This window comes from Ruegeria sp. K5, assembly GCF_056531805.1.
On sequence record NZ_JBQFML010000001.1, the window covers coordinates 1177333 to 1198065 of the forward strand.

General features: G+C 59.1%; 22 protein-coding genes. 6 read left to right on the top strand and 16 right to left on the bottom strand.

What is annotated here, in order from left to right; all coding sequences use genetic code 11:
* Positions 1-89: 89 nt before the first annotated feature.
* Positions 90-524, bottom strand: a complete 435-nt coding sequence (locus tag ACR0MO_RS05915; RefSeq protein WP_170517589.1) for a MarR family transcriptional regulator — start codon at positions 522-524, stop codon at positions 90-92.
* Positions 525-690: 166 nt separating this feature from the next.
* Here ACR0MO_RS05915 and ACR0MO_RS05920 point away from each other — a divergent pair, with 166 nt between their 5' ends.
* Genes ACR0MO_RS05920 through ACR0MO_RS05930 form a run of 3 tightly spaced genes read left to right on the top strand, consistent with a single transcriptional unit; the run spans position 691 to position 3478 of the window.
* On the top strand, positions 691-1641 hold the full coding sequence (locus tag ACR0MO_RS05920) for an MBL fold metallo-hydrolase (protein WP_170517586.1): 951 nt from the start codon (positions 691-693) through the stop codon (positions 1639-1641).
* Positions 1642-1678: 37 nt separating this feature from the next.
* On the top strand, positions 1679-3292 hold the full coding sequence (locus ACR0MO_RS05925) for an FAD-dependent oxidoreductase (protein ID WP_480890126.1): 1614 nt from the start codon (positions 1679-1681) through the stop codon (positions 3290-3292).
* A gap of 3 nt (positions 3293-3295) precedes the next feature.
* The gene (locus tag ACR0MO_RS05930; RefSeq protein ID WP_480625803.1) at positions 3296-3478 is read left to right on the top strand and encodes a DUF2783 domain-containing protein; all 183 of its coding nucleotides are present in this window, start codon (positions 3296-3298) and stop codon (positions 3476-3478) included.
* A gap of 36 nt (positions 3479-3514) precedes the next feature.
* Here ACR0MO_RS05930 and ACR0MO_RS05935 read toward each other — a convergent pair whose 3' ends face one another.
* From ACR0MO_RS05935 to ACR0MO_RS05965, 7 genes are read right to left on the bottom strand one after another with little or no spacing between them, the layout of a single operon-like run.
* Complete coding sequence (locus ACR0MO_RS05935) at positions 3515-4243, bottom strand: metallophosphoesterase family protein (RefSeq protein ID WP_480625802.1); 729 nt, start codon at positions 4241-4243, stop codon at positions 3515-3517.
* Between the two features lie 14 nt (positions 4244-4257).
* Entirely contained in the window at positions 4258-5058 is an 801-nt protein-coding gene (hpaH, locus tag ACR0MO_RS05940; protein WP_480780378.1) for a 2-oxo-hept-4-ene-1,7-dioate hydratase, read from the bottom strand.
* A complete protein-coding gene (locus tag ACR0MO_RS05945) occupies positions 5055-5909 on the bottom strand; it encodes a fumarylacetoacetate hydrolase family protein (protein WP_480780377.1) in 855 nt (284 codons plus the stop codon). The genes hpaH and ACR0MO_RS05945 overlap by 4 nt, the downstream gene beginning before the upstream one ends.
* Positions 5906-7303, bottom strand: coding sequence for a pyridoxal phosphate-dependent decarboxylase family protein (locus ACR0MO_RS05950; RefSeq protein ID WP_480780376.1), 1398 nt, complete (start codon positions 7301-7303; stop codon positions 5906-5908). Before ACR0MO_RS05950 ends, ACR0MO_RS05945 begins: the two co-directional genes overlap by 4 nt.
* Before the next feature lie 10 nt (positions 7304-7313).
* The gene (gene hpaD, locus ACR0MO_RS05955; RefSeq protein ID WP_480890130.1) at positions 7314-8297 is read right to left on the bottom strand and encodes a 3,4-dihydroxyphenylacetate 2,3-dioxygenase; all 984 of its coding nucleotides are present in this window, start codon (positions 8295-8297) and stop codon (positions 7314-7316) included.
* Between the two features lie 41 nt (positions 8298-8338).
* The gene (hpaE, locus tag ACR0MO_RS05960; RefSeq protein WP_480625797.1) at positions 8339-9847 is read right to left on the bottom strand and encodes a 5-carboxymethyl-2-hydroxymuconate semialdehyde dehydrogenase; all 1509 of its coding nucleotides are present in this window, start codon (positions 9845-9847) and stop codon (positions 8339-8341) included.
* The gene (locus ACR0MO_RS05965; RefSeq protein WP_170621506.1) at positions 9844-10233 is read right to left on the bottom strand and encodes a 5-carboxymethyl-2-hydroxymuconate isomerase; all 390 of its coding nucleotides are present in this window, start codon (positions 10231-10233) and stop codon (positions 9844-9846) included. The genes hpaE and ACR0MO_RS05965 overlap by 4 nt, the downstream gene beginning before the upstream one ends.
* Positions 10234-10342: 109 nt before the next feature.
* Between ACR0MO_RS05965 and hpaR the strand changes: the two genes are divergently transcribed.
* Entirely contained in the window at positions 10343-10819 is a 477-nt protein-coding gene (gene hpaR, locus ACR0MO_RS05970; protein ID WP_480780375.1) for a homoprotocatechuate degradation operon regulator HpaR, read from the top strand.
* A gap of 12 nt (positions 10820-10831) precedes the next feature.
* On the opposite strand, the gene ACR0MO_RS05975 is transcribed toward hpaR, so the two are convergent.
* Both ACR0MO_RS05975 and ACR0MO_RS05980 read right to left on the bottom strand, forming a co-directional pair.
* The gene (locus ACR0MO_RS05975) at positions 10832-12184 is read right to left on the bottom strand and encodes an aminotransferase class III-fold pyridoxal phosphate-dependent enzyme (protein WP_480780374.1); all 1353 of its coding nucleotides are present in this window, start codon (positions 12182-12184) and stop codon (positions 10832-10834) included.
* Complete coding sequence (locus tag ACR0MO_RS05980; RefSeq protein WP_170621502.1) at positions 12184-12996, bottom strand: IclR family transcriptional regulator; 813 nt, start codon at positions 12994-12996, stop codon at positions 12184-12186. The genes ACR0MO_RS05975 and ACR0MO_RS05980 overlap by 1 nt, the downstream gene beginning before the upstream one ends.
* 161 nt (positions 12997-13157) lie before the next feature.
* On the opposite strand from ACR0MO_RS05980, the gene ACR0MO_RS05985 reads away from it, so the two are divergent.
* Positions 13158-14642 (top strand): aldehyde dehydrogenase family protein, encoded by a 1485-nt coding sequence (locus ACR0MO_RS05985; protein WP_480890135.1) that lies wholly within the window; start codon positions 13158-13160, stop codon positions 14640-14642.
* An 18-nt stretch (positions 14643-14660) separates the two neighbouring features.
* A complete protein-coding gene (locus ACR0MO_RS05990; protein WP_480890137.1) occupies positions 14661-15935 on the top strand; it encodes a Tm-1-like ATP-binding domain-containing protein in 1275 nt (424 codons plus the stop codon).
* Positions 15936-15965: 30 nt separating this feature from the next.
* Here the strand turns inward: ACR0MO_RS05990 and ACR0MO_RS05995 are convergent, their stop codons facing one another.
* From ACR0MO_RS05995 to ACR0MO_RS06020, 6 genes are all read right to left on the bottom strand, one after another.
* Positions 15966-17102 (bottom strand): aromatic ring-hydroxylating oxygenase subunit alpha, encoded by a 1137-nt coding sequence (locus ACR0MO_RS05995; protein ID WP_480890140.1) that lies wholly within the window; start codon positions 17100-17102, stop codon positions 15966-15968.
* 11 nt (positions 17103-17113) lie between these two features.
* Entirely contained in the window at positions 17114-18046 is a 933-nt protein-coding gene (locus ACR0MO_RS06000; RefSeq protein ID WP_480625791.1) for a DMT family transporter, read from the bottom strand.
* A gap of 162 nt (positions 18047-18208) precedes the next feature.
* Positions 18209-18673: a GNAT family N-acetyltransferase gene (locus tag ACR0MO_RS06005; RefSeq protein WP_480581839.1), complete on the bottom strand. Its 465-nt coding sequence runs from the start codon at positions 18671-18673 to the stop codon at positions 18209-18211.
* A 58-nt stretch (positions 18674-18731) separates the two neighbouring features.
* Positions 18732-19253, bottom strand: a complete 522-nt coding sequence (locus ACR0MO_RS06010) for a GNAT family N-acetyltransferase (protein WP_480581842.1) — start codon at positions 19251-19253, stop codon at positions 18732-18734.
* Positions 19254-19262: 9 nt separating this feature from the next.
* Positions 19263-19520 carry a YjhX family toxin gene (locus ACR0MO_RS06015; RefSeq protein ID WP_480890143.1) on the bottom strand — a complete coding sequence of 86 codons (258 nt, stop codon included), beginning with the start codon at positions 19518-19520 and terminating at the stop codon, positions 19263-19265.
* A gap of 196 nt (positions 19521-19716) precedes the next feature.
* Entirely contained in the window at positions 19717-20670 is a 954-nt protein-coding gene (locus ACR0MO_RS06020) for a GlxA family transcriptional regulator (RefSeq protein ID WP_480890145.1), read from the bottom strand.
* Positions 20671-20733 lie beyond the last annotated feature (63 nt).

Below are 20733 nucleotides of genomic sequence, written 5' to 3' on the forward strand. Positions count from 1 at the left end.
CGCACGCAACTGGCCACAGTTCCGTTGCGTTTTTCCCGGGGCGCGACCACGCCCTTCCTGCCGCGTTGCGCCAAAAAGGCCAACGGTCCTCAATCCGCCAACCTATCCAGCGCGGAATAGAGCGCGTCTTTTTCCGCCCCAAGCTTGCGCTCCAGATCTGCCTGAAAGGCCGAGGCGATCGGGATCAGTTGACCAAGGACCAAGGCCCCCTCTTCGGTCAGTTCAAGCTTCACCAGACGCCGGTCCTTGGGGTCGACCGTCTTGGAAACAAGTCCGCGCGCCTCTAGCCGCGCCGCTGCCCGGCTGACCATCGATTTTTCCAAACTGACCCGTTTTTCGATGTCCCGCACCGATAAGTTCTTTGCGTATCCAATGTTTACAAGAACCCGCCACTCGGGAATCGAAATGCCAAACTCACTTTTGTACTGCTGCGCCATGTCCATACTCAGACGCGCAGCCAGAACTGTCAGGCGGTACGGCAGGTATTTCTCCAGATCGAACTCGGGCAAAGTGTTTGGCGTCATCCGGCAACGTCCCTTTTTCCGTATGGAGGCCAAATATTCATTGCAAATGCAACAAAAATATTGACACCGTTGCAAATGCAACGATTATCTGAGGCAATTTCCTATACACTCGGACCAGAAGCGCCCCGGGGCCTTCTTCGTCAAAACAGCAAAAGGACCGATCCTCGTGGCCAAGGCATTTGCATCGCAAGGCGATCTTACCGAAAAGACAATCACTTTTGATGAGATTGGCGAAGGGCTTTACGCGTTTACCGCCGAGGGCGACCCGAATTCTGGCGTCATCATCGGTGATGACAGCGTCATGATTGTCGAGGCGCAGGCCACCCCACGACTGGCCAACAAAGTGATCGAATGCGTCCGGACCGTGACCGACAAACCAATCACCCACGTTGTGCTGACTCACTATCATGCCGTTCGGGTGCTGGGCGCGTCGGCCTTTAATGCGCAGCAAATCATCATGTCCGATGTCGCCCGCTCGATGGTTGTCGAACGCGGGCAAGAGGATTGGGATAGCGAATTCCAGCGCTTCCCGCGCCTGTTCGAAGGACACGAAAGCATCCCCGGCCTGACATGGCCCACAACGACCTTCAGCGACAGCATGACCGTCTATCTGGGCAATCGCCGGGTGGACATCAAACAGATCGGCCGGGCCCATACGGCAGGTGACGCAGTGATCCATGTGCCCGACCAGAATGTGATGTTCACCGGCGATATCGTCGAGGATCATTCGGCCTGTTATTGCGGCGACGGGCATTTCGCGGATTGGGGCGGAACGCTCGACGCGATCAAGGCCTATGACGTGGACGCCATTGCACCGGGTCGTGGTGCGGCGCTGGTGGGCAAGAAGGCGGTGGAGCGCGCCATCGAAAGCACGCGGGACTTCGTGAACTCGACCTACACCCCTGCCCAGCGTGTAGCGATGAAGGGCGGAACGCTCAAGGACGCGTGGGACGCCGTTCGCGACGCCTGCGACCCCAAGTTCAAGGACTACGCCATCTACGAACACTGCCTGCCCTTCAACGTCAGCCGCGCCTATGACGAAGCACGCGGGATCACCCACCCCCGCATATGGACCGACAAACGCGATCTGGAGATGTGGGAGCAGTTGCAAGGCTGATCCGATTACACCCCAATTCGGCACGTCAGGTATTCAGATGCTTCAGGACAGATATTCACTCGCGTTTCGGCTATATCCCTATCAGAAATCCGCTGATCAGGACGCACCGCAGGCCAGGCGCCATCCGGTTGTTATCGTCGGCGGCGGCCCGATCGGGCTGGCCATGGCGCTGGATCTGGGACGGCAAGGCATTCCCGCGCTGGTTCTGGACGATCACGAAGGGATCGGCATGGGCAGCCGCGCGATCTGCTTTGCCAAGCGAACGCTGGAGATCGCAGACCGCTACGGGTGCGGCGCACCGATGCTGGATAAGGGCGTGGTCTGGAATGTCGGCAAGGTGTTTCAGGACGACCGACAGGTTTATGAATTCAACCTTCTGCCCGAAACCGGCCATCGCAACCCGGCGTTCATCAACCTGCAACAGCCCTATTTCGAGAAGTTCATCTTCGAGGCCATCTGTGCCGAACAGGAGCGCGGAGCGCCCATCGAAATCCGCGGCAAGAACCGGGTTGAAGCGATTGATGCCAAAGACGACCACGTGACCCTTTCCATAGAAACTCCGGATGGTCCCTATCAGGTCGAGGCGGACTGGCTGATCGCCTGCGACGGCGCGGGGTCCCCGACGCGGGACATGCTTGATCTGGGGTTCGAGGGGCGCGTGTTTCAGGACAGCTTCCTGATCGCTGATATCAGGATGAAAACCAGCGAATTCCCGACAGAACGCTGGTTCTGGTTCGAGCCTTACTTCAAATCCGGGGCCTCGACTTTGCTGCACAAACAGCCTGATAACGTCTGGCGCGTGGATTTTCAGATCGGCTGGGATGTGGACCGCAAGGAAGAACTGAGAGAGGAAAACATCCGCAGACGGCTGGATGCGATGCTGGGCGACGACGTCGAATATGAACTTGTCTGGTCCTCAATCTACACCTTCCAGTGCCGCCGCATGCAGAACTTCCGCCATGGCCGGGTGATCTTTGCAGGAGATTCAGCGCATCAGGTGTCCCCGTTTGGCGCGCGCGGGGCCAATTCGGGGATGCAGGATGTGGACAATCTGGGCTGGAAGCTTGGCCTTGTGATTGCGGGAAAGGCACCGGACAGCCTGCTGGACAGCTATGATCAGGAACGGGTGTTTGCGGCGGATGAGAATATCCTCAACTCGACCCGTTCGACCGATTTCATCACCCCGAAGTCCAAAACCAGCAAGAGGTTTCGCGATGCAGTCTTGAAGCTGGCCGAAACGCACAGCTTTGCCCGGCCTCTGGTCAATTCGGGGCGGTTGTCCGTGCCCTGCACCTATGATCATTCATCCCTGAACGGCGAGGATGCCCTGCCCGACGGCCCAAGCGGAACGCGCGTCGGTGCGACATGTGCAGATGCGCCTTTGGGCGATGGCTTCCTGCTCGACCGGCTTGGGGATGAGTTTGTTCTTCTGGCGATCAACACGGATGCACCGGCACATCTGGACGTGGATGGGATCACCCTGCGCACCGTCTCTGTCCAGACGACCGATGCCTTAGCTGCCCGCTATCTTGGGGCGAACAAACAGGCCGTTTATCTGATCCGCCCGGATCAGCATGTAGCGGCCCGCTGGGTGGCGTTTGATGAGGCGGCGACGCGCGCGGCGGTTCGCAAAGCCTGCGGAAAGGAATAGCACATGCCGTTGATTACCGAGCCAAACCTGCCATCACCGGATGATTTCTACGCCGATCTGATCGCCGCCCATGACGGGCTGTCGGATGAGGATAGCGAAGCGCTGAACGCCCGACTGATCCTTGTGCTGGCCAATCATATTGGGGATCAAGAAACGCTCAGGCAGGCCCTGCAAGCCGCTGCTTGAAAAGCTTCAGACCCGGCGACAGATCCGAAATACAGCTTAGGGCACCAGTCGATTGCGGCCCTGAGCCTCCAGCACCCAACAGTCCGTGCCTTCGAACACCACCGCAGTCAGCGGGTGGCAATAGCCTGCACCGGTGTCGATATTGATCCGATTGCCCCGGTGATCCGGCGCAGATACGTGGCTGTGGCCGTGTACCACCAGCCACGGATGCTGGCCTTCGTGGTTCAGAAACTCATCGCGGATCCAGATCAGGTCGTCGGGGTCTTGCTGCTCTAATGGCACACCGGGTCGAATGCCTGCGTGGACAAACAGCACATCGGTGGTCAGGTGATAAGGCTGCAACCGGGTCATAAAGTCGATATGCGCCTGTGGCACCGCCTGTTTCGCCTTGGCGTGAACCTGATAGATGCGATCTCCGTCCTCTACCCCTACCCCGTAAGACTGCAACGTCTCGACGCCGCCAATCCGGGGATGCAGCCAGTGATAACCGATCAGAAGTCGGGCATCATTGCGCGGATACGCCTCAAGGAACATCGCGTACATCTGGTCGTGATTGCCGCGCAGGAACGTCCAGTTCCTGCCCTCGGCCTGCCCTTTGATCAGTAAATCCAGAACCTCGCGGCTTTGTGGCCCCCGGTCGGTGTAGTCACCAATGAACACCACTTTGGCATCGGGGCCGCCGTCGCGTTCGATCCGCGCCAGGGCGTCCTCCAGCATCCCAAATTGACCGTGAATGTCGCCTATTGCGTAGATCGGATCGGGCATCTGTTACGCTCCGTTCAGGCGAAAGAAATATCGACCGAGCCAAACGCGCCGAAATCGGCGTGGATGTCAGCGCCTGACGGGCATTCGACAGGTCGGATGAAGCTGCCGGACAAGATGACCTGACCCGGTTCGATGCTTTGGCCGTACTGCACCATGCGGCGGGCCAGCCAGACAACGCTTTCGATAGGATCGTTCAATACACCGGCCCCCAGCCCTGTTTCCTCAATCTCGCCATTACGGAAGGTCAGTGCGCCCACCCAACGCAGATCAAACGCATCAATTGCATGGCGTTCATCGCCCAACACGACGCCCGCATTTGCCGCATTGTCGCTGATCGTGTCAAACACAGTGCGCGCCTTGCCGGTCTCGGGGTCCATGCGCTGAATACGGGTGTCGAGGATTTCGATGGACGGTACGACGTAATCCGTTGCGGCGATGACATCCTCACGACGGACGTCCTCGCCCCCCACGGCGGAGTGCATGACAAAGGCAATCTCGGCCTCGATCCGGGGTTGGATGAAACGCCCTGCCGGGACAGTGCTGCCATTCGCGAACACCATATCATCGAACAAAATCCCGCTGTCGGGGATGTCGATATTCAACGCATATTGCATCGCTTTCGAGGTCAGCCCGATCTTCCAGCCAATCACCTTGCGTCCTTCGGCCAGTTTCTGACGGTAGATGGCCTTTTGCACCGCATAAGCGTCGTCCATGCCCATTTCGGGGTGGCGCAGGCTCAGCAACCCGATCTGTTCGCGCGTCCGTTCGGCCCGCAACAGATCAGCAGCGGCGCGGTCGTGATCTTCGGGGGTCATACCTGTTCATCCTCGACCGTGTTGCGCAGGGTGCCGATGCCGTCGACCGACACCTCTACAACGTCGCCGGGCACCAGGTATCTTGGCGGATCGAACCGCGCGCCCGCGCCGGTGGGGGTGCCGGTGACGATGATATCGCCGGGCTGCAAGGTCATGAAGGTCGAGATATACTCGATCTCGCGCCGAATCGGGAACATCATGCGGTTCAGCGTGTCATCCTGCCGTAGCTCGCCATTCACGCGGGTCTGGATGCGGGCGTCATCCAGTTGCGCCGCATCGGTGAACGGCACCAGCCACGGGCCGATTGACCCCGATTTGTCCCAGTTCTTTCCTTGCGTGACGTTAAACTTGGCGTGCCGCACCCAATCCCGGATCGTGCCTTCATTGCATAAGGTCAAGGCCGCGATATGGTCATACGCGTCTTGCTGAGCGATCCTGCGGCCTCCCTTGCCGATCACAATGGCAACCTCGCCTTCGTAATCCAGCGTGTGGTTTTCGGGCGGTCGGATCAATGGGCGGTCATGGCCGGTAAAGCCGCTGGGAAAACGTGGAAACAGCGACATGTATTTGGGCTGCGCGCTGCCGTCCTTGTATTCCGCATTTCGGTCCGGAAAGTTCACCCCAACACATAGGATACGGCGCGCATCCGGCATCACCATCTCATAGGTGAACTCGGTATGGGTGACGGGCCTGCCTTCGGCAGCTTTGGCCAACTGCCCGAATGCACCCGAGGCGATCACCTCATACAGGCTGGCGCAGTCCGGGAACGCATCATTCAGAGCGATAGCGCCGTTATCGGTGATGGCTCCGAAAAACGTCCTGTTATCTGTTGTGTAGGTGGCAAACTTCATGTAATCTTTCCCCAGACGTCACGGATGACCTCTGCCGCCATCAGCACGTCTTCGCGCGTTGTATCGAATTGGCCGACCTGAAAGCGGATGATCTTGCGACCGTCGAACAGGCCTTGGGTCAGGTAAATCCGGCCATCATCGTTCAGCGCATCCACCAATCGCTGCTGCATCTCATCATCACCAGGACAACGGAAGGAAAACAGGCTGAGAATCGGGCCCGTCGTCACCTCAAACCCCTCCATCGCGCCAATTGTCTCAGCAAGCTCAGCGGCCCAAGTAACGTGGTTGCGGATGCGGGTCCGCAACCCCTCCAACCCGTATGAGCGCAACAGGAACCAGATTTTCAGCGCCCGGAACCTGCGCCCCAAGGGGATCGTCCATTCCGAGTAATTCGTGACCTCTGCCCCGGTTGTCTTGAGGTATTCGGGCTCGATCTTCAGCGTGTTCAACTGCGGTGTGGCGTCCCTGAGGAATTGAATGGCGCAATCGAACTGCGCGCCCAGCCACTTGTGCGGGTTGAAGACGATACTGTCATAGCGGTCGGCCCCGGCCCAAAGCCCCGCGCGGAATTCCGGGCAGATCATGGCCGACCCGGCCCATGCCGCATCAAGATGCGTATATAGGTCGTGTTTCTGCGCCACATCGGCAACCGCATTGAGATCATCGCATGCCCCCACCCCGGTGCCCCCGGTGATGGCGATGATCCCGGCGGGCACATGACCGGCGGCGATGTCGCGCTGGATTGCGGCCTCCAGCGCATCCGGGTCAATCGCAAAGGTCGGGCCATAGGCGGGCAGTTTGACCAGATTGTCCTGACCGATGCCCGCGACCCAGCAGGCCCGGTCAATCGACGAATGAACCTGATCCGAGCAATAAATCCGCAGCGCCCCTTTGGTGTTCAACCCTTCACGATTGCCGGTAAAGCCCGTGGCCCGTTCGCGCATGGTCAGCACCGCCGACAAGGTGGCCGAGGACGCGCTGTCCTGAATGACCCCGGTCATGCCTTCGGGCAAGCCCAGCGCCTGCCGGAGCCAGTCAACCATAACCCCTTCGACCTCGGTCGCGGCCGGAGAGGTCTGCCACAACATGCACTGCGCCGCGATTGTAGTGACCAGCATCTCGGCCAGCATCGACGGCGGCGCGGCATTGGCCGGGAAATAGGCAAAGAAACGCGGGTGCTGCCAATGGGTCATCCCCGGCATCACGATCCGTTCGAAATCGGCCATGATGGTGTCCATGGCCTGAGCATGCTCGGGCGGCTGCTGGGGAAGCTGCGCGGCAATCTCACCCGGGGCGGTTTGCGCGCGCACCGGCAGGTCGGGCAGAGCCTTGTGATAATCCGCGGCCCAGTCGGATATGCGTTTGCCCCAGTGGCCAAACTCGTCCCAGTCCATTCCCGCCTCCTCAGGGTGCGATGATCGGGGTGGCGTTCAGATCCGCCTCGGCCACGTCAACGCCTGTGAACCGTGACCCATGTTCAAACCAGCTGCGCGGTGCGGGCGCACCCCATAGGGTTTGCCGCTGGGGATCTTTCAGATCCCATTTCAGCGGTTCATGATCAGGATCCAGTGTCTGATAATCCGAGCTGTAGATTTCGATCCGGTGACCATCCGGGTCAAGGATATACAGAAAGAACGCGTTGGAAATACCGTGCCGCCCCGGCCCGCGTTCGATGTTTTCGACGTAACCCGTGGTCGACAAGACATCCAGAAGATCGATGATGTGCATCGGGTTGGCGACCCAGAACGCCACATGGTGCATACGAGGCCCGGTGCCGTTGGTAAAGGCCATGTCATGCACACCGCCTTTGCGATGCAGCCACGCCGCCCACAACCGCTTGCTGTCTTCGTCTTCGGTATATTCCGTAACCCGAAATCCCATGTCGCTGTAGAAGGCGACGCTGTGATCGACGTTTGGACTGAAACAGTTGAAATGGTCTATCCGCAAGGGACGCACGCCATGGTATCGGGCATAGTCCTGATGGATCGTCGGCAGCCTGTCCATCTTGTTATAGAATTCCAACGGGATACCGAAATTGTCCGAGGTCAGCAACGTGCGCCCCTGAAACGGGCGTTGGATCCACTGGGTCGGGCGGCCTTTGGCCTGAAACCAGGCTTCGGCGCGATCAAGATCAGCCTCATCAAAGACTTTGAACCCCATGACATCGACCGTGCCGGGCGCATCGGATTTCTGCAAAACCACGCTATGATGCCCACGCTCCTCCAACGCGCGCAGGTAGATGTGGGTGTCGGTCTCATGCGTCACCTGCAGGCCGAACATGTCAACGTAAAACGCCCTGGACACCGCCAGATCCCTTACGTTCAGGCAAACATGGCTCAGGCGGATCGTGTTGAAATCCGGGTAGAGGTTCGGAGCGGGTACAGGCATTTCAAACTCCTAAGTACATTGGATTGTCAGGGCGACGCGCGTCAGGTTCCGAGGCGAGTGATCTTGTGCTGACCGGTGGCAAAGCCGATGTGCTTTTGTTCCATGTAGAACTCAAAGCTCCAATCGCCGCCGTCCCGACCGATGCCCGAGGCTTTGACACCACCGAACGGCGTCGGCAGATGGCGGACGTTTTCCGAGTTCACCCAGATCATCCCGGCCTCAAGCTTGTCGGTGAAACGCAAGGCGCGGGTCAGGTCGTTGGTCCAGACGTAGCCGGTCAGACCGTAGGGTGTGTCGTTGGCGATTTGCAGCGCCTCATCCTCGGTCGAGAATGGAATGGCGGTCAGAACGGGGCCAAAGATTTCCTCGCGCGCGATGCGCATCTGGTTGTTTGCGTTGGTGAAAAGGGTCGGTCGTACAAAATAGCCGGTCTCCCCGACCGTCGTCCCGCCCGCGGCGATGGTGGCCCCGTCCTCTTTCGCGACCTCAAAGTAGCTGGTGACCTTGTTGTAATGTTCCTCGCTCACCAGCGGTCCGATCTCGGTCGCCGGGTCCAGCGGATGGCCGACCTTGATCGTGTTCACGCGCTCGACAAGCTTGGCCTCGAACGCGTCCTTAATCGTGTCCTGCACCAGCAAACGCGACGAAGATGTGCAGCGCTCGCCATTGATCGAATAGATCATGAAGATCACCGCATCCAGAGCGCGGTCCAGATCGGCATCGTCGAACACGATAACGGGGTTTTTGCCGCCCAACTCAAGATGGTTGCGTTTGAGCGTATCTGCCCCCTGCTTGGTGATCAGGCTGCCTGTGCGGCTTTCGCCCACAAAGGCAATGGCGCGGATTTTAGGATGTTCGCACAGCGCCTTTCCCGCCTCTTCGCCAAAACCGTTCACCGTGTTCAAAACGCCTTTTGGCAGACCGGCCTCTTCCGCGATTTCGACCAACAGCTTTGCCGTCAGCGGGCTGGCCTCGGCCGGTTTGTGGACCACTGTGCACCCGGCCGCCAGCGCAGGTGCAATTTTCCACGTGGACAGCATGAAGGGCGTGTTCCAGGGCGTGATCACACCGACCGGGCCAATCGGGACGCGCGTGGTGATGTTCATCAGGGTCGGCGATTTCAGATGCTGACCATCCCGCGCCTGCACAACCTGATCGGCGAAATAGCGAAAGTTCTCGGCCCCGCGCAGTGCGGCCTTCGACATGAATTTCAACGCCTGCCCAGTGTCCCAGCATTCGCACAAGGCGATCTCCTCAGCGCGCGCTTCGATGCCTTCAGCCACACGGATCAAGATCTTGCGCCGCTCGGTTGCGGGCATGTCACGCCATTCGGGAAATGCACCTGCCGCAGCATTGGCCGCAGCGTCGATATCGTCCGCATTGCCCTGGGCAACCTCACAAATCACGCTTTTGTCGACCGGAGACGTGGTTTGGAACCTGCCTGCGGACCCGTCCCGGTCCTTACCCGCAATCCGGTTTTTGATCCCATCCTTCCGGAACCGCGCCAGCAACCCGTTCAGCTTTTCCAGGTTCTGCTCCAAACTGCTCATTTCGGGTCCTCCAGATGGTCGCGGATCGTGCCGCATTTTGGGGAAAGACGGGCGTCGATTTCCCGCAATTCAGACGACAAAGCGATCGAATGCGTGTCCATTGCGGGTTTCAGAAAGGCCCGCGCGGTGTCGAAAATCTGCTTGATGACGTCCTGCTTGACGGCATCCGCCCGTCCTTCGCGCAGGCGGACCGATATGTCGACAAACCCGTGTTTGGGATCGCCATCCGCGATGGAATAATGATCGACGCGGATCGCCCGCACACGCAGCCCGGGCATGGGCAAGGCGTCGATCCGGGCCGCAGATTGCCTTAACGCATCACACAGCCCGGCCATATCCACGACCTGTTCCAGGTTTGCGGAATATTCGATGTGGATATGCGGCACGTCTCAATCCATTTTATTTGCTATGTTAAGTAATATTATACCTATCGAACGTTGCGGCCTCGAGTCAAACAATTTATTTAACATGTGATGTAATTTTGGGATCGGACCATTGCCAGAAACATCGCGAACCAAAAAACCCAACGCCCTGCCCCCAACGGCGCAGTCACTTCCTGTGTCGCTGATCCGCGCGCGTGAGGCCGTAATGGCCCCGATCCGCAAGATGTTGGCCAAGGCGGGCATCACCGAACAGCAATGGCGCGTTCTGCGCGTGCTCAGCGAGGGCGGAAAGATGGACGCCGGCATGTTGGCCAATCGCGCGGCGCTGATGTCGCCAAGCCTCAGCCGGATTGTACATTCGATGGAGAAAGCCGGGCTCGTGTCCCGCGAGGCCGACGCGACAGACCGCCGTCGCCAGCACATTGCGATCACGGCTGCAGGGCAAGCGATCATTGATGATCACATGGCCGAGGCCTCGGACATCGCCGCCCATTACCGAAGCATCCTTGGGGATAACGATCACGACACCCTGTTGGCGCTGCTGCGAAAGCTTGCCCTGGCGATTGAAGATCAGGATTCAACCCCTTGAAAGGTCACGAAATCACACCGACGCTAGCCCTTTGTCCAGCGCCGAAATCAAAGTGTTCACGTCCTCTTCGCCCAGCACCAGCGGCGGGGACAGAATGATGTTGTTTCCCGACACGCGCACCATGGCCCCGGCCTCATAGGCCGTTTTTTGCACCTTGCCGATAGTGGCCTTGTCGATGGGCGTTTTTGTGGTTCTGTCCGCAACCAGCTCTAACGCGCACATCAGGCCATACCCCCCACGCACATCGCCGATCAGGTCGTATGTCTCGCCCAGCGCCTGAAGGCCCGCATGCAATTGCGCCCCACGCTGCGCGGCGTTGTCCTTGACGTTCAGGCGTTCGGTTTCCTTCAGGCACGCAATCGCGGCAGCGGCGCCCACGGGATGGCCGGAATAGGTATACCCCGACCCGATTGCCGCCTTGCCCGAGCGGTCACCTTCGAACACATCAGCCACCGCATCGCTGATCATCACGGCACCGAACGGAAAATACCCGTTTGTGATGGCCTTCGCCGTGACCGCCATGTCAGGCTTGACGCCAAAGCGGCGCGATCCGCTCCACGCCCCCGTCCGGCCATAGGCTGTGATCACTTCATCCGCGATCAGCAGAATGCCATGTTTCGAGCAAATCTCGCGCACGCCGGGCATAAAGGTTTCATGCGGCGGGATCACACCGCCCGCCCCAAGAACCGGCTCAATGATCATTGCGGCTATGGTCGAAGGGTCCTGAAACCTGATCTCATCCTCAAGCGCCGCAAGGCACAGTTGCGCCAGGTTTTCCGGATCGGTTTCGCCAAACGGATTGCGATAGGTATAGGGCGATGGAATGTGATGGCAGCCGGGCATCAGCGGTTCGTACTGCGTTCGGAAATTCGGGTTACCGTTCACCGATGCGCCCAACGTATGGGTGCCATGATAGCCTTTCTTGAGGCTCAGGAATTTGACGCGCCCGGCCTCGCCACGCACCTTATGATATTGCCGTGCAAGGCGCAGCGCGATTTCAACGCCATCCGACCCGCCGGATGTAAAGAAGGCGCGCGACAGCCCGTCCGGGGCAAAGAATTCGCGCAGCATCCAGCTGAGTTCTATGACCAGATCATTGGTAGTGCCCCGGAAAATCGAATAATAGGGCAGCCTGTCCAGCTGTTGGGAAATTGCATCCTTCACCGGCTGGCACGAATACCCAAGGTTTACGTTCCATAGCCCCCCGACCCCATCGACAACCGTATTCCCATCCACATCTGTGATGCGCACACCGTCACCGCCGACGATAATGTCAGGCGGGTTTGCAAGGCTGTCCGCCGGATGCGCCATCGGGTGCCACAGGTGGCGCGCGTTGTTTTCTTTCAGGAAATTGCTGTCCTTCATCACATCACCTGTTGTGTCTTGGTTTCATCGCCCCAGTCCGGCGGCAGGGCTTCGAACCCTTGTGGAAACGCACCGCCCAGCGCAGTCGAGGCGCGGTCGGCCTCATTCAAAAGCATTTGGGCAATGTCGCGCAGTTTCTCCGGCCTGGCCCGCACGCTTGGGACGGCAACGGCCAAAGCGCCCAGAACGCGCCCACCTTCGCCGAAGACGGGGCATCCGACCGACGTGACCCCTTCATCAAACCCACCGGTGACTGACGCCACGCCGAACCGCCGGACGCGGTCGATCATGCCTTTCAGGTCCGCCGGGTCCGAGATCGTTTGGTCGGTATATTTCGACAAGGGCCGTGCCATGACGCGGGCTTGCCAATCCTCGGGGCAAAAAGCCAGGGCAGCGATGCCGGACGATGTCGCGTGCAGGGGCAACATCTCGGCAATGTCAAAGTTCACCTGAATGCCGTGCAGGGCAGGATCCGCGTGGGCGACCGGCGACAGCGCCTCGCCCTGCAGCAGACTGGCATGGGCCAGTTCGCCAACAGCTTCGGACAATTCGGACACGATGGGCTGCAACAGCTTTCGCACGGGGAACGCCGCCTCACGCAAGGCCGACAGGCGCAACAGCGCCGGACCAAGCCGATAGGCGCGCGTGTCAGGGTGTTGCTCCAGGTAGCCGTTTTCCGCAAGCTCGGTCAGGTGGCGATGAACCGTCGCCTTGTCGCGCCCGGTAAGGCGCACAAACTCACCCAGCCCGATTTCTGCGCGGTCGCGCGCGTACAGGGACAGCAAGTCCAAAGCTTTTGTGATCGTTCCCATCTGATACCTTTTGATAGGTTTAATATTTGAACCACTGGTATCAGATATTTTGATCTGGTTTCCTCCTCAGTCAATCGAAAATCAATATTGACAAATGTCGGCATTTGATCAGACACTTTTTTGATACCCATGGTTCACTATTTAAACCGATGAGGCGTGATTTGGACAGAGCGATAATTGACCAACTCCGGTCCCAAAGCGTACCGCCCGCCCGCCATGTGATCGACGGCGCGCGGTGTGATGCCTCGGACGGCGGCACGCTTGATGTTGTGTCACCCATCGACGGATCGACCCTGACGACCATGCCAAAAGGCACGCGGGATGATGCCCGATTGGCAATCCGTTCGGCGCGCGCAGCTTTTGACGACGGACGATGGTCTGGCCTCGCGCCTGCTGCACGCAAGAAAATCATGCTGAAATGGGCGGATCTTATCGAAGCGCAGGCGGCAGAACTTGCCGTATTGGGCGTGCAAAACAACGGAACCGAGATCGGAATGGCCTACAAAGCCGAACCACTCAGCGCTGCCGGGACGATCCGGTATTTTGCCGAAGCCATCGACAAGATATATGGCGAGATCGCCCCAACCGCCCCCAGCGCGCTGGGGCTGGTGCATAAACAGCCCGCAGGTGTTGTGGGTGCAATCGTGCCGTGGAACTTCCCCCTGATGATCGGCAGTTGGAAGCTGGGCCCGGCCCTTGCCGCCGGTTGCACCGCGGTTTTGAAACCGGCCGAGACCGCCTCGTTAACCCTGATCCGCCTTGCCGAACTGGCGCTGGACGCTGGTCTTCCCCCCGGCGTTTTCAACGTCGTGACCGGCGAAGGCGCGGTTGTCGGGACTGAGATTGCCGAGTCTCACGACGTGGACGTACTGGTATTCACCGGATCTGGGGCAACGGGGCGTCGGCTGATGGAGGCATCGGCGCGGTCCAACCTCAAACGTGTTTATCTGGAACTTGGTGGCAAATCCCCAAATATCGTGTTTGCAGACGCCCCCGATCTGGCAGAGGCCGCCAAAGTCTCGGCTGCGGGGATTTTCCGAAACTCGGGTCAGGTTTGCGTTGCCGGATCGCGACTGCTGGTGCAACGCGAAATCCATGACGACTTCGTCGCAATGCTGGTGAAAAACGCCGAAGCCATGCGTGTCGGCGACCCGCTGGACCCTGATACCGATGCCGGTGCGGTGAATTCGGAACGACAACTGGCGCAGAACCTTGCCTTTGTGGACGAGGCCCGCGCCGCCGGGCGCACCGTTGCCACCGGGGGCACCCGGATACTGCAGGACACAGGCGGCACATACATGGCACCGACCATCATTACCGGCGTGCAACCCAACGACCGTGTTGTCTGTGAAGAGGTGTTTGGCCCGGTTCTGACCGTTCAGGCCTTTGACACCGAAGAGGAAGCCATCGCCCTTGCCAACTCCACCGAGTTCGGATTGGCCGCTGGCGTGTGGACTGCAGACCTGTCGCGCGCGCATCGGATGATCGCGAAAATTCAGGCCGGAGTCGTGCATGTCAACACGTATGGCGGGGCGGACATCACTGTGCCCTTGGGTGGCGTAAAACAATCCGGAAACGGGCATGACAAGTCACTGCATGCGTTCGACAAATACCTTGACCTGAAGACCGCGTGGATCAAGCTCTGAACCGACAGGAGGATGCCAATGACCCGAAAAACGATCCTGTTGATTGGCACATACGACACAAAAGAGCCCGAGATGCGCTTTATCGAAGGCGTGGTCCGGGCGCAGGGGGCCGACGTGCTGACCATGGATGTCTCGGTACTGGATGATCCGGGAAACGCGACCGATATCAGCAAGCACGAGATTGCAGCCGCCGGGGGCATGACCGTTGATCAGGTCATCGCGCAAGGCGACGAAAACAAGGCCTTCCGCGTGATGTCTGCGGGGGCCGCAAACGTCGTCGCCGAAGCACATGCCAGGGGGCGCTTTCACGGGATGCTCGCAATTGGCGGCACGATGGGCACTGATCTTGCGCTGGACTGCGCACAGGCGTTGCCGATGGGCGTTCCGAAATACATCGTTTCAACCGTCAGCTTTTCACCCCTGATCCCGCCGCACCGGCTGGCCCCGGATATTCAGATGATCCTGTGGGCGGGCGGTCTGTATGGCATGAACTCGATCTGTCGGTCCTCGCTTAGCCAGGCTGCGGGGGCGGTGGTTGGGGCAACCAACGCGGCCATCGAGGTTGATCGCAGCAAGCCCTTGATCGGGATGACCAGCCTCGGCTCATCCTGTCTGCGCTATATGAAGACGCTGAAACCTGCGCTGGAAAGCCGTGGCTTCGAAGTGGCCGTGTTCCACTCGACCGGTATGGGCGGCATGGCGTTCGAGAAGCTGGCAGGCGAAGGCGCATTTGTATGCGTGATGGATTTCTGCATGCAGGAGTTCGGGAACCTGATGGCGGGCTCAGTGGTCTCCAGCGGGGAGGATCGCGTGACCAATGCAGGCCGCGCGGGCACCCCGCAGATGGTGGCCCCCGGCGCGTTGGACCTGCTGGACTTTGCAGGCTGGCAGGACATTCCAGACCAATACGCGGACCGCCCGTTTCATGAACACAACCGCCTCATCAAAAGTTCGGTCTTCACGGGTGAAGAACGCCGCGCCTGGGTGCGAGAGCTTGCCAACCGGCTGGAAGCTGCAACCGGACCGGTTCACTTTTTCCTTCCTGTTCAGGGGGTCGAGGCCTGGGACAAGGAAGGCGAAGAAGCATACGACCCCGAAGCGTTGGCCGAAATGGTGGACGAAGCGCGCACCACCATGTCCGGTCGCATCCCGATGACCGAGTTGGACGCCCATATAAACGACGCCGCTTTTTGCGACGCGGTTTTGGCACAGTTTGATGCCTGGGTTCAGGATGGAACGGTATCTGCCTCACACACCATAAATGAGGACATCCGCCACACTGACCGGAACTAAGGCACAACTGGCCCAGCCACTAGGCCAGCCTTACAATTCCGTCCACTTGCTGCTGTACCATCGCGCAAAGGCGGCCACGTTGGGTTCCAGATCCGGTTGAAACCGGCCGGGCCGTGCATCCGGACAAGCCAGCCCGCGTTGTTGATTTTCCAGCGCCTCGATATCCTCATCCAGTGCCGCATCCATGCGGCGGAGATACGCCTGCGATTTTTCGGCGAAATCCGGCAAGGCGATAGTCTCTGACGGAAAGCCCGAGGTTTGAACCACCCGACATCTGGATGCACCAAGCGGATAAGCCTCGTAACACCAAAGCGCGTCGCGGTTCGCGGCGAAGGTCATATTCGGGAAGATCCAGGTATAACGCGTACCCTCGCGGGCCTTGCCGGTCAGGCCGGGGATTTCGGGAAGAGATTTGTCCTGATCGCCTTCCAGCAGCCCTCCGGTCCCCTCGGTCGCGCCGAATTGGCTGGCAAAGGCGCCCTTTACGGCGTCGGCTGCATCCGGTCTGTCATAGACACTGTCGATCGAATCCGCATGCACAAACGGCAGATGGTAGTATTCGTTGAACACTTCGAGGAAGATCTTCCAGTTACAATTCACTTCGACCTCTTGCCTGCGGACCGACACAAGGCGGTCCATGGGCCAAGGGCTATGGAGTTCGGCAAGATCCCCCAGATAGGCATCAATATCGGGCGCATCAGGAGACAGACAGAGAAAGGCAAAGCCCAACCGCTCGGCCACCTGATAGGACACAAGGCCATAGTCCGCCTTGTCGAAGCCCTGCGCCCGCTCCATATGCGGTGCGGCGACAAGCTTGCCGTCCAGTCCGTAGAACCACGAATGAAACGGACAGCGCAGTCCCTTGCACCTGCCCTGCCCGTCTACCAAGCGGGCGCCGCGATGACGGCAGGTGTTTGCGTATGCGCGCAACTGACCCGCCTTATCGCGCAGCAGAATGATGTTCTGCCCGGCCACATCCATCGTGATGAAATCACCCGGATTGGCAACGACATCGGCCCGACCAACACCGATCCAACCTTGGCGGAACACCAGGTCCATTTCGGCCAGGGCGTGATCGTCCGAGGTGTAACAGACCGGCGGAATGGAAAAGGCCGCCTCGACTGGACGGGCGCAATCGGCCAGAGCGGGGTCATAGGCTGAGTTCATCGCTGTACTCCTTACGGGGCGGTAATCGGCGGTGGCTTTCGACGCTGCCCGGTCAGGGCATTTCCGGCAATTGCGGCAAGCAGAATCGCCCCGCCGATCAGAGTATTGACGGTCGCTGTTTCACCCAGAAACAGCCATACCCAGACCGGGCCAAGCAGAACCTCGGCCAGTGAAAGCAACGTCAATTCGGCGGCGGGCAGGCTTCTTGATCCGATTGTATAAAGGATCAACCCGGCCCCCACCTGAAAGACACCCATGCCCATCGCCACACCACCGTCATTCAGGCTCAGGACGAGGGATAGGCCCTGTAGCTGGCAGATCGTAAAGGTGATTGCGACGCCAAACAGCCCGGACAGAAAGACCGAGGGCAACATCTCGGACGTGCGCCCCCAGCGCAGTGCAACGGTAAAGACCGCAAAGCCCAATGCCGATCCAAGCGCGGCCAGACTGCCCTTCAGCGCCACGCCCCCGGACTTGTCCGCAACCATGACAGCAATGCCGATCAGGGCGATCCCGATGGCAACCCAGGTGGCCCGGCGCACAGGCTCGCGCAGGACGACCCAACCCAGAACAGCGGTCAAAAAAGGAGCCGTCGCAAACAGCAGCATCGCATTCGCGACCGAGGTGTTCTGGATCGCGTAGATCGCACCGGAATACGCCGCCAGCAGCGACAGCGCGGCGACAACGGCGGGAAAACCGGACCGGCGAAGTTGTACAAACGGGTTTTCCCGCGACCGAATTCGTATGACCGCGTATAGAAAAAGCGACATCGCAACCGACCGGTACAGCAGTATTTGCCAAACGCCCGCCTCTTCTATCAGCCGGATGCCAAGCCCGACCGTTGACCACAGAACGCCAGCCGCAAATACAAAGAAAACGCCGTATCTGTGGGCGTCTTGTGAACTGGGTATGTTGGCTGTCGTCGTGATGGCGCTGTCCTTCAAATCTCGGGACAGTGTAGGTGCGCGACATCAGGCCCGCAGGCCCGTTTGCGACAAGGCTGACGTTTCAAGGCACAACGCGCGGATTTGGTCCGCGCACAGGTCCGGCTTTTCCCATCAACAAGTGCGCCCCTCGCCAAGTCACTGGCGAAGGGCAAAGGTCGGTTAGAGAGCCTTCCGGAAGATCACCTTGTCATCCCCAGCCGCCCAGAAATCGCGAATACGCGCTTCTTCCTCATAGCCGTTGCGCGCGTAAAATCTGCGCGTCAGTGCAAAGTCCTCGGTCCCGGATGTGTCAACGATCAGCAACCGCTGACCTTCGGCTTTCAGACGTTGCTCCGCAGCTTCGACCAGAGCGGTTCCCAGTTTCTGCCCCTGAAGATCAGGTCGCACGGCAAGCGCAAGCATATTCCACGTTCCCTGCGCCAGTTCCTCGGGAATGGAATAACACAGCCCGACGGCCACGCCGTCCAGATGGCAGGTCAGCCACATCGCCTCGGCCTTATGATCAAGCGCGGGCTGCAGCATCTCGGGCAGCATTTCACTGGGAAACAACTGCGTTTGATCCAGCACGGTTTGCAACGCTGGAATATCACCCTTGGTGGTTTGCTTAACTATTGGTGTTTTCATCGGGTATTCTCATTCAGTGTCGCGTTTCAGGACAGGTTCTTGCGGGGCGCGTGTGATTTCAGCCATATGCAGACGTGTCCCAATACTCGGGCCGCATGATCGGCGCGACGGCAGTGGTTTTGCCGCCCAGCGCCTTGGCGGACCCGGGTTTCAGCTCAAGCTCCATCCAGGATTCCGGCATAGTCAAAAGGTCCGGATAGGGCGTTTGCTTATCCGTCGGAACAAATCCGTATTTCGGATAGAAGCTGGGCACGCCCAAGACATACACAGCATCAGCACTGACCGAGGTAAGATGCGCGATGCTCGTCTCCATCAATTCCTTGCCGACACCCTGCCCCTGATAGTCGGGCACCACCCCGCAAGGGGCCAGGAGAAAACACTTGGCCTGCGGGTGATCCTGAAACAGGAACGGAGTGAACAGCACATTCCCCGCGATCTTTCCATCGCGCGTCACGCTGATCGAAATTGTGTCCGCAAGCGCCAGAAAGCCTCTGGCAAGCTGTGCAACCTCAGGGCCTTCGTCTTTGCCGAACGCGTCAAGGTGAACGCGTGTTATGGCTTCGATATCTTTATGGTTCATTGTTCTTTCCTATCTTTGGTTCATTTGCGCGCGCACGGATTTGATGCCCAACGCAGAGGCGCGGTAGGGGCTGCCATTCTTTGACCGTATGAAACGACGTTTCAGCAGGCGTTTGAAGATGCCCATGGTGCAGTCGGTCAGAATGAACCCGTCGCGCGTGTAACAGGTGACGTCATGGATTTTACCGTTCTCCAGACGTTGATGATGGATCGACCCGCCAAGGGCGAGTTCGTGCAAAACACGTTGTTCGTGCTTTGAGATATTCATTGGGATGTCTCGATTTTACGAAAGCACAGAAACAGGTTCACTCAGCATCGCGCGTGAGTGTGCCTATCAATGTTGGTGTTCCTGTATTTGGGTCGCCAGGAACGGGCGTTAGGCCCGGGTCTCTTTCATAAAATCTCCGTTGCACGAGGCTGACTGCCTCAGGCGTGATCGGAAGTATTCATCAATCCTCGATGTGTCAAGTCGCATCGGCATTATGTACTAGCCCTGCCCTGTCTTCGGATGCGGTCAGACCGAATTGCCGCCTGTAGGCTCGGGCAAAGCTTTCTGGGTTTTCAAAGCCGCATAAGGCCGAGATGTCACTGACACGCAAACTGGAATTGCGAATAAGATTGCGGGCCTCAACAAGGCGCAAGCCACGATAGTAGGCGGCGGGCGAGCATTTCAAATAGTGCTTGAACAACCGTCCAAGGGTCCAGATCGGCACCCCAACCCGGTCGGCAATATCCGAGATTGGCAAGGGTTGATCCAAGGTCGCCAGCATCAGATCCACCGCCAGCGCAAGGGTTCGGTCAAGTCGGGCAAGCGAAGTATCCGTCAGCAGTTTCTGCTGCGGCCCCTCATGCACTGTCGGGCGATAGGTCAGAATCTCCGCCACTCGTTTCGCCAGACCCTGTCCGTTGAACCGCTCGATCAGTCCCAGCGTCATGTCGAACGTCGCCACCCCGCCTGCGCTGGAACAGCGATTGCCGGTGATGGTGAACAGCCGGTCCACGAACATCTCATCGGCAAACTGTTCGCGATACCCGCGCAGGGCTTCGAAATGCACCGCTGCCGGTGCAAGTGACAACAGCCCGGCTTCGGCAAAGATCAGGGCACCTGTATCGACGCAGCCCATCACCGCCCCGGCACGGGCGCGGCGTTTCAACCAAGTCAACAGCCTCGGCACCAGCGACGCCTCGGGGTGATAAGAGGACAGCAGCAGAACAACGTCGGCAGCCTTGTCGTCCAACGGCTCGGTGTTCACCTGCATCCCGCTGGAGCTGAGCATCACGCCCCCTTCGATGGACAAGAAGCGCCAACGCCACAAAGGCTCGGTGCTTTCCCGGTTTGCCACGCGCAGGGGTTCCGTCACCAGTGTCAGCGACAGGATCGGAAAGTTCTCGGTCAGTACGATGTCGACACTGGGCAAGGTTGGGCCTTCTCAATTTGCAAGAAATCATCAAGAAATTGCCAATTCAGATCAAGAGAAATT

Bases quoted from the DNA above. Each gene is read 5' to 3' on its own strand.
- hpaD (WP_480890130.1), bottom strand. From the start codon at position 8,297: ATGCCTGTACCCGCTCCGAACCTCTACCCGGATTTCAACACGATCCGC.
- ACR0MO_RS05935 (WP_480625802.1), bottom strand. From the start codon at position 4,243: ATGCCCGATCCGATCTACGCAATAGGCGACATTCACGGTCAATTTGGG.
- ACR0MO_RS05925 (WP_480890126.1), top strand. From the start codon at position 1,679: ATGCTTCAGGACAGATATTCACTCGCGTTTCGGCTATATCCCTATCAG.
- ACR0MO_RS06010 (WP_480581842.1), bottom strand. From the start codon at position 19,253: ATGAACCATAAAGATATCGAAGCCATAACACGCGTTCACCTTGACGCG.
- ACR0MO_RS05980 (WP_170621502.1), bottom strand. From the start codon at position 12,996: ATGGGAACGATCACAAAAGCTTTGGACTTGCTGTCCCTGTACGCGCGC.
- hpaH (WP_480780378.1), bottom strand. From the start codon at position 5,058: ATGACCCCCGAAGATCACGACCGCGCCGCTGCTGATCTGTTGCGGGCC.
- ACR0MO_RS06015 (WP_480890143.1), bottom strand. From the start codon at position 19,520: ATGAATATCTCAAAGCACGAACAACGTGTTTTGCACGAACTCGCCCTT.
- ACR0MO_RS06005 (WP_480581839.1), bottom strand. From the start codon at position 18,673: ATGAAAACACCAATAGTTAAGCAAACCACCAAGGGTGATATTCCAGCG.
- ACR0MO_RS05995 (WP_480890140.1), bottom strand. From the start codon at position 17,102: ATGAACTCAGCCTATGACCCCGCTCTGGCCGATTGCGCCCGTCCAGTC.
- hpaE (WP_480625797.1), bottom strand. From the start codon at position 9,847: ATGAGCAGTTTGGAGCAGAACCTGGAAAAGCTGAACGGGTTGCTGGCG.
- ACR0MO_RS05930 (WP_480625803.1), top strand. From the start codon at position 3,296: ATGCCGTTGATTACCGAGCCAAACCTGCCATCACCGGATGATTTCTAC.
- ACR0MO_RS05945 (WP_480780377.1), bottom strand. From the start codon at position 5,909: ATGAAGTTTGCCACCTACACAACAGATAACAGGACGTTTTTCGGAGCC.
- ACR0MO_RS05915 (WP_170517589.1), bottom strand. From the start codon at position 524: ATGACGCCAAACACTTTGCCCGAGTTCGATCTGGAGAAATACCTGCCG.
- ACR0MO_RS05975 (WP_480780374.1), bottom strand. From the start codon at position 12,184: ATGAAGGACAGCAATTTCCTGAAAGAAAACAACGCGCGCCACCTGTGG.
- ACR0MO_RS05990 (WP_480890137.1), top strand. From the start codon at position 14,661: ATGACCCGAAAAACGATCCTGTTGATTGGCACATACGACACAAAAGAG.
- ACR0MO_RS05950 (WP_480780376.1), bottom strand. From the start codon at position 7,303: ATGGACTGGGACGAGTTTGGCCACTGGGGCAAACGCATATCCGACTGG.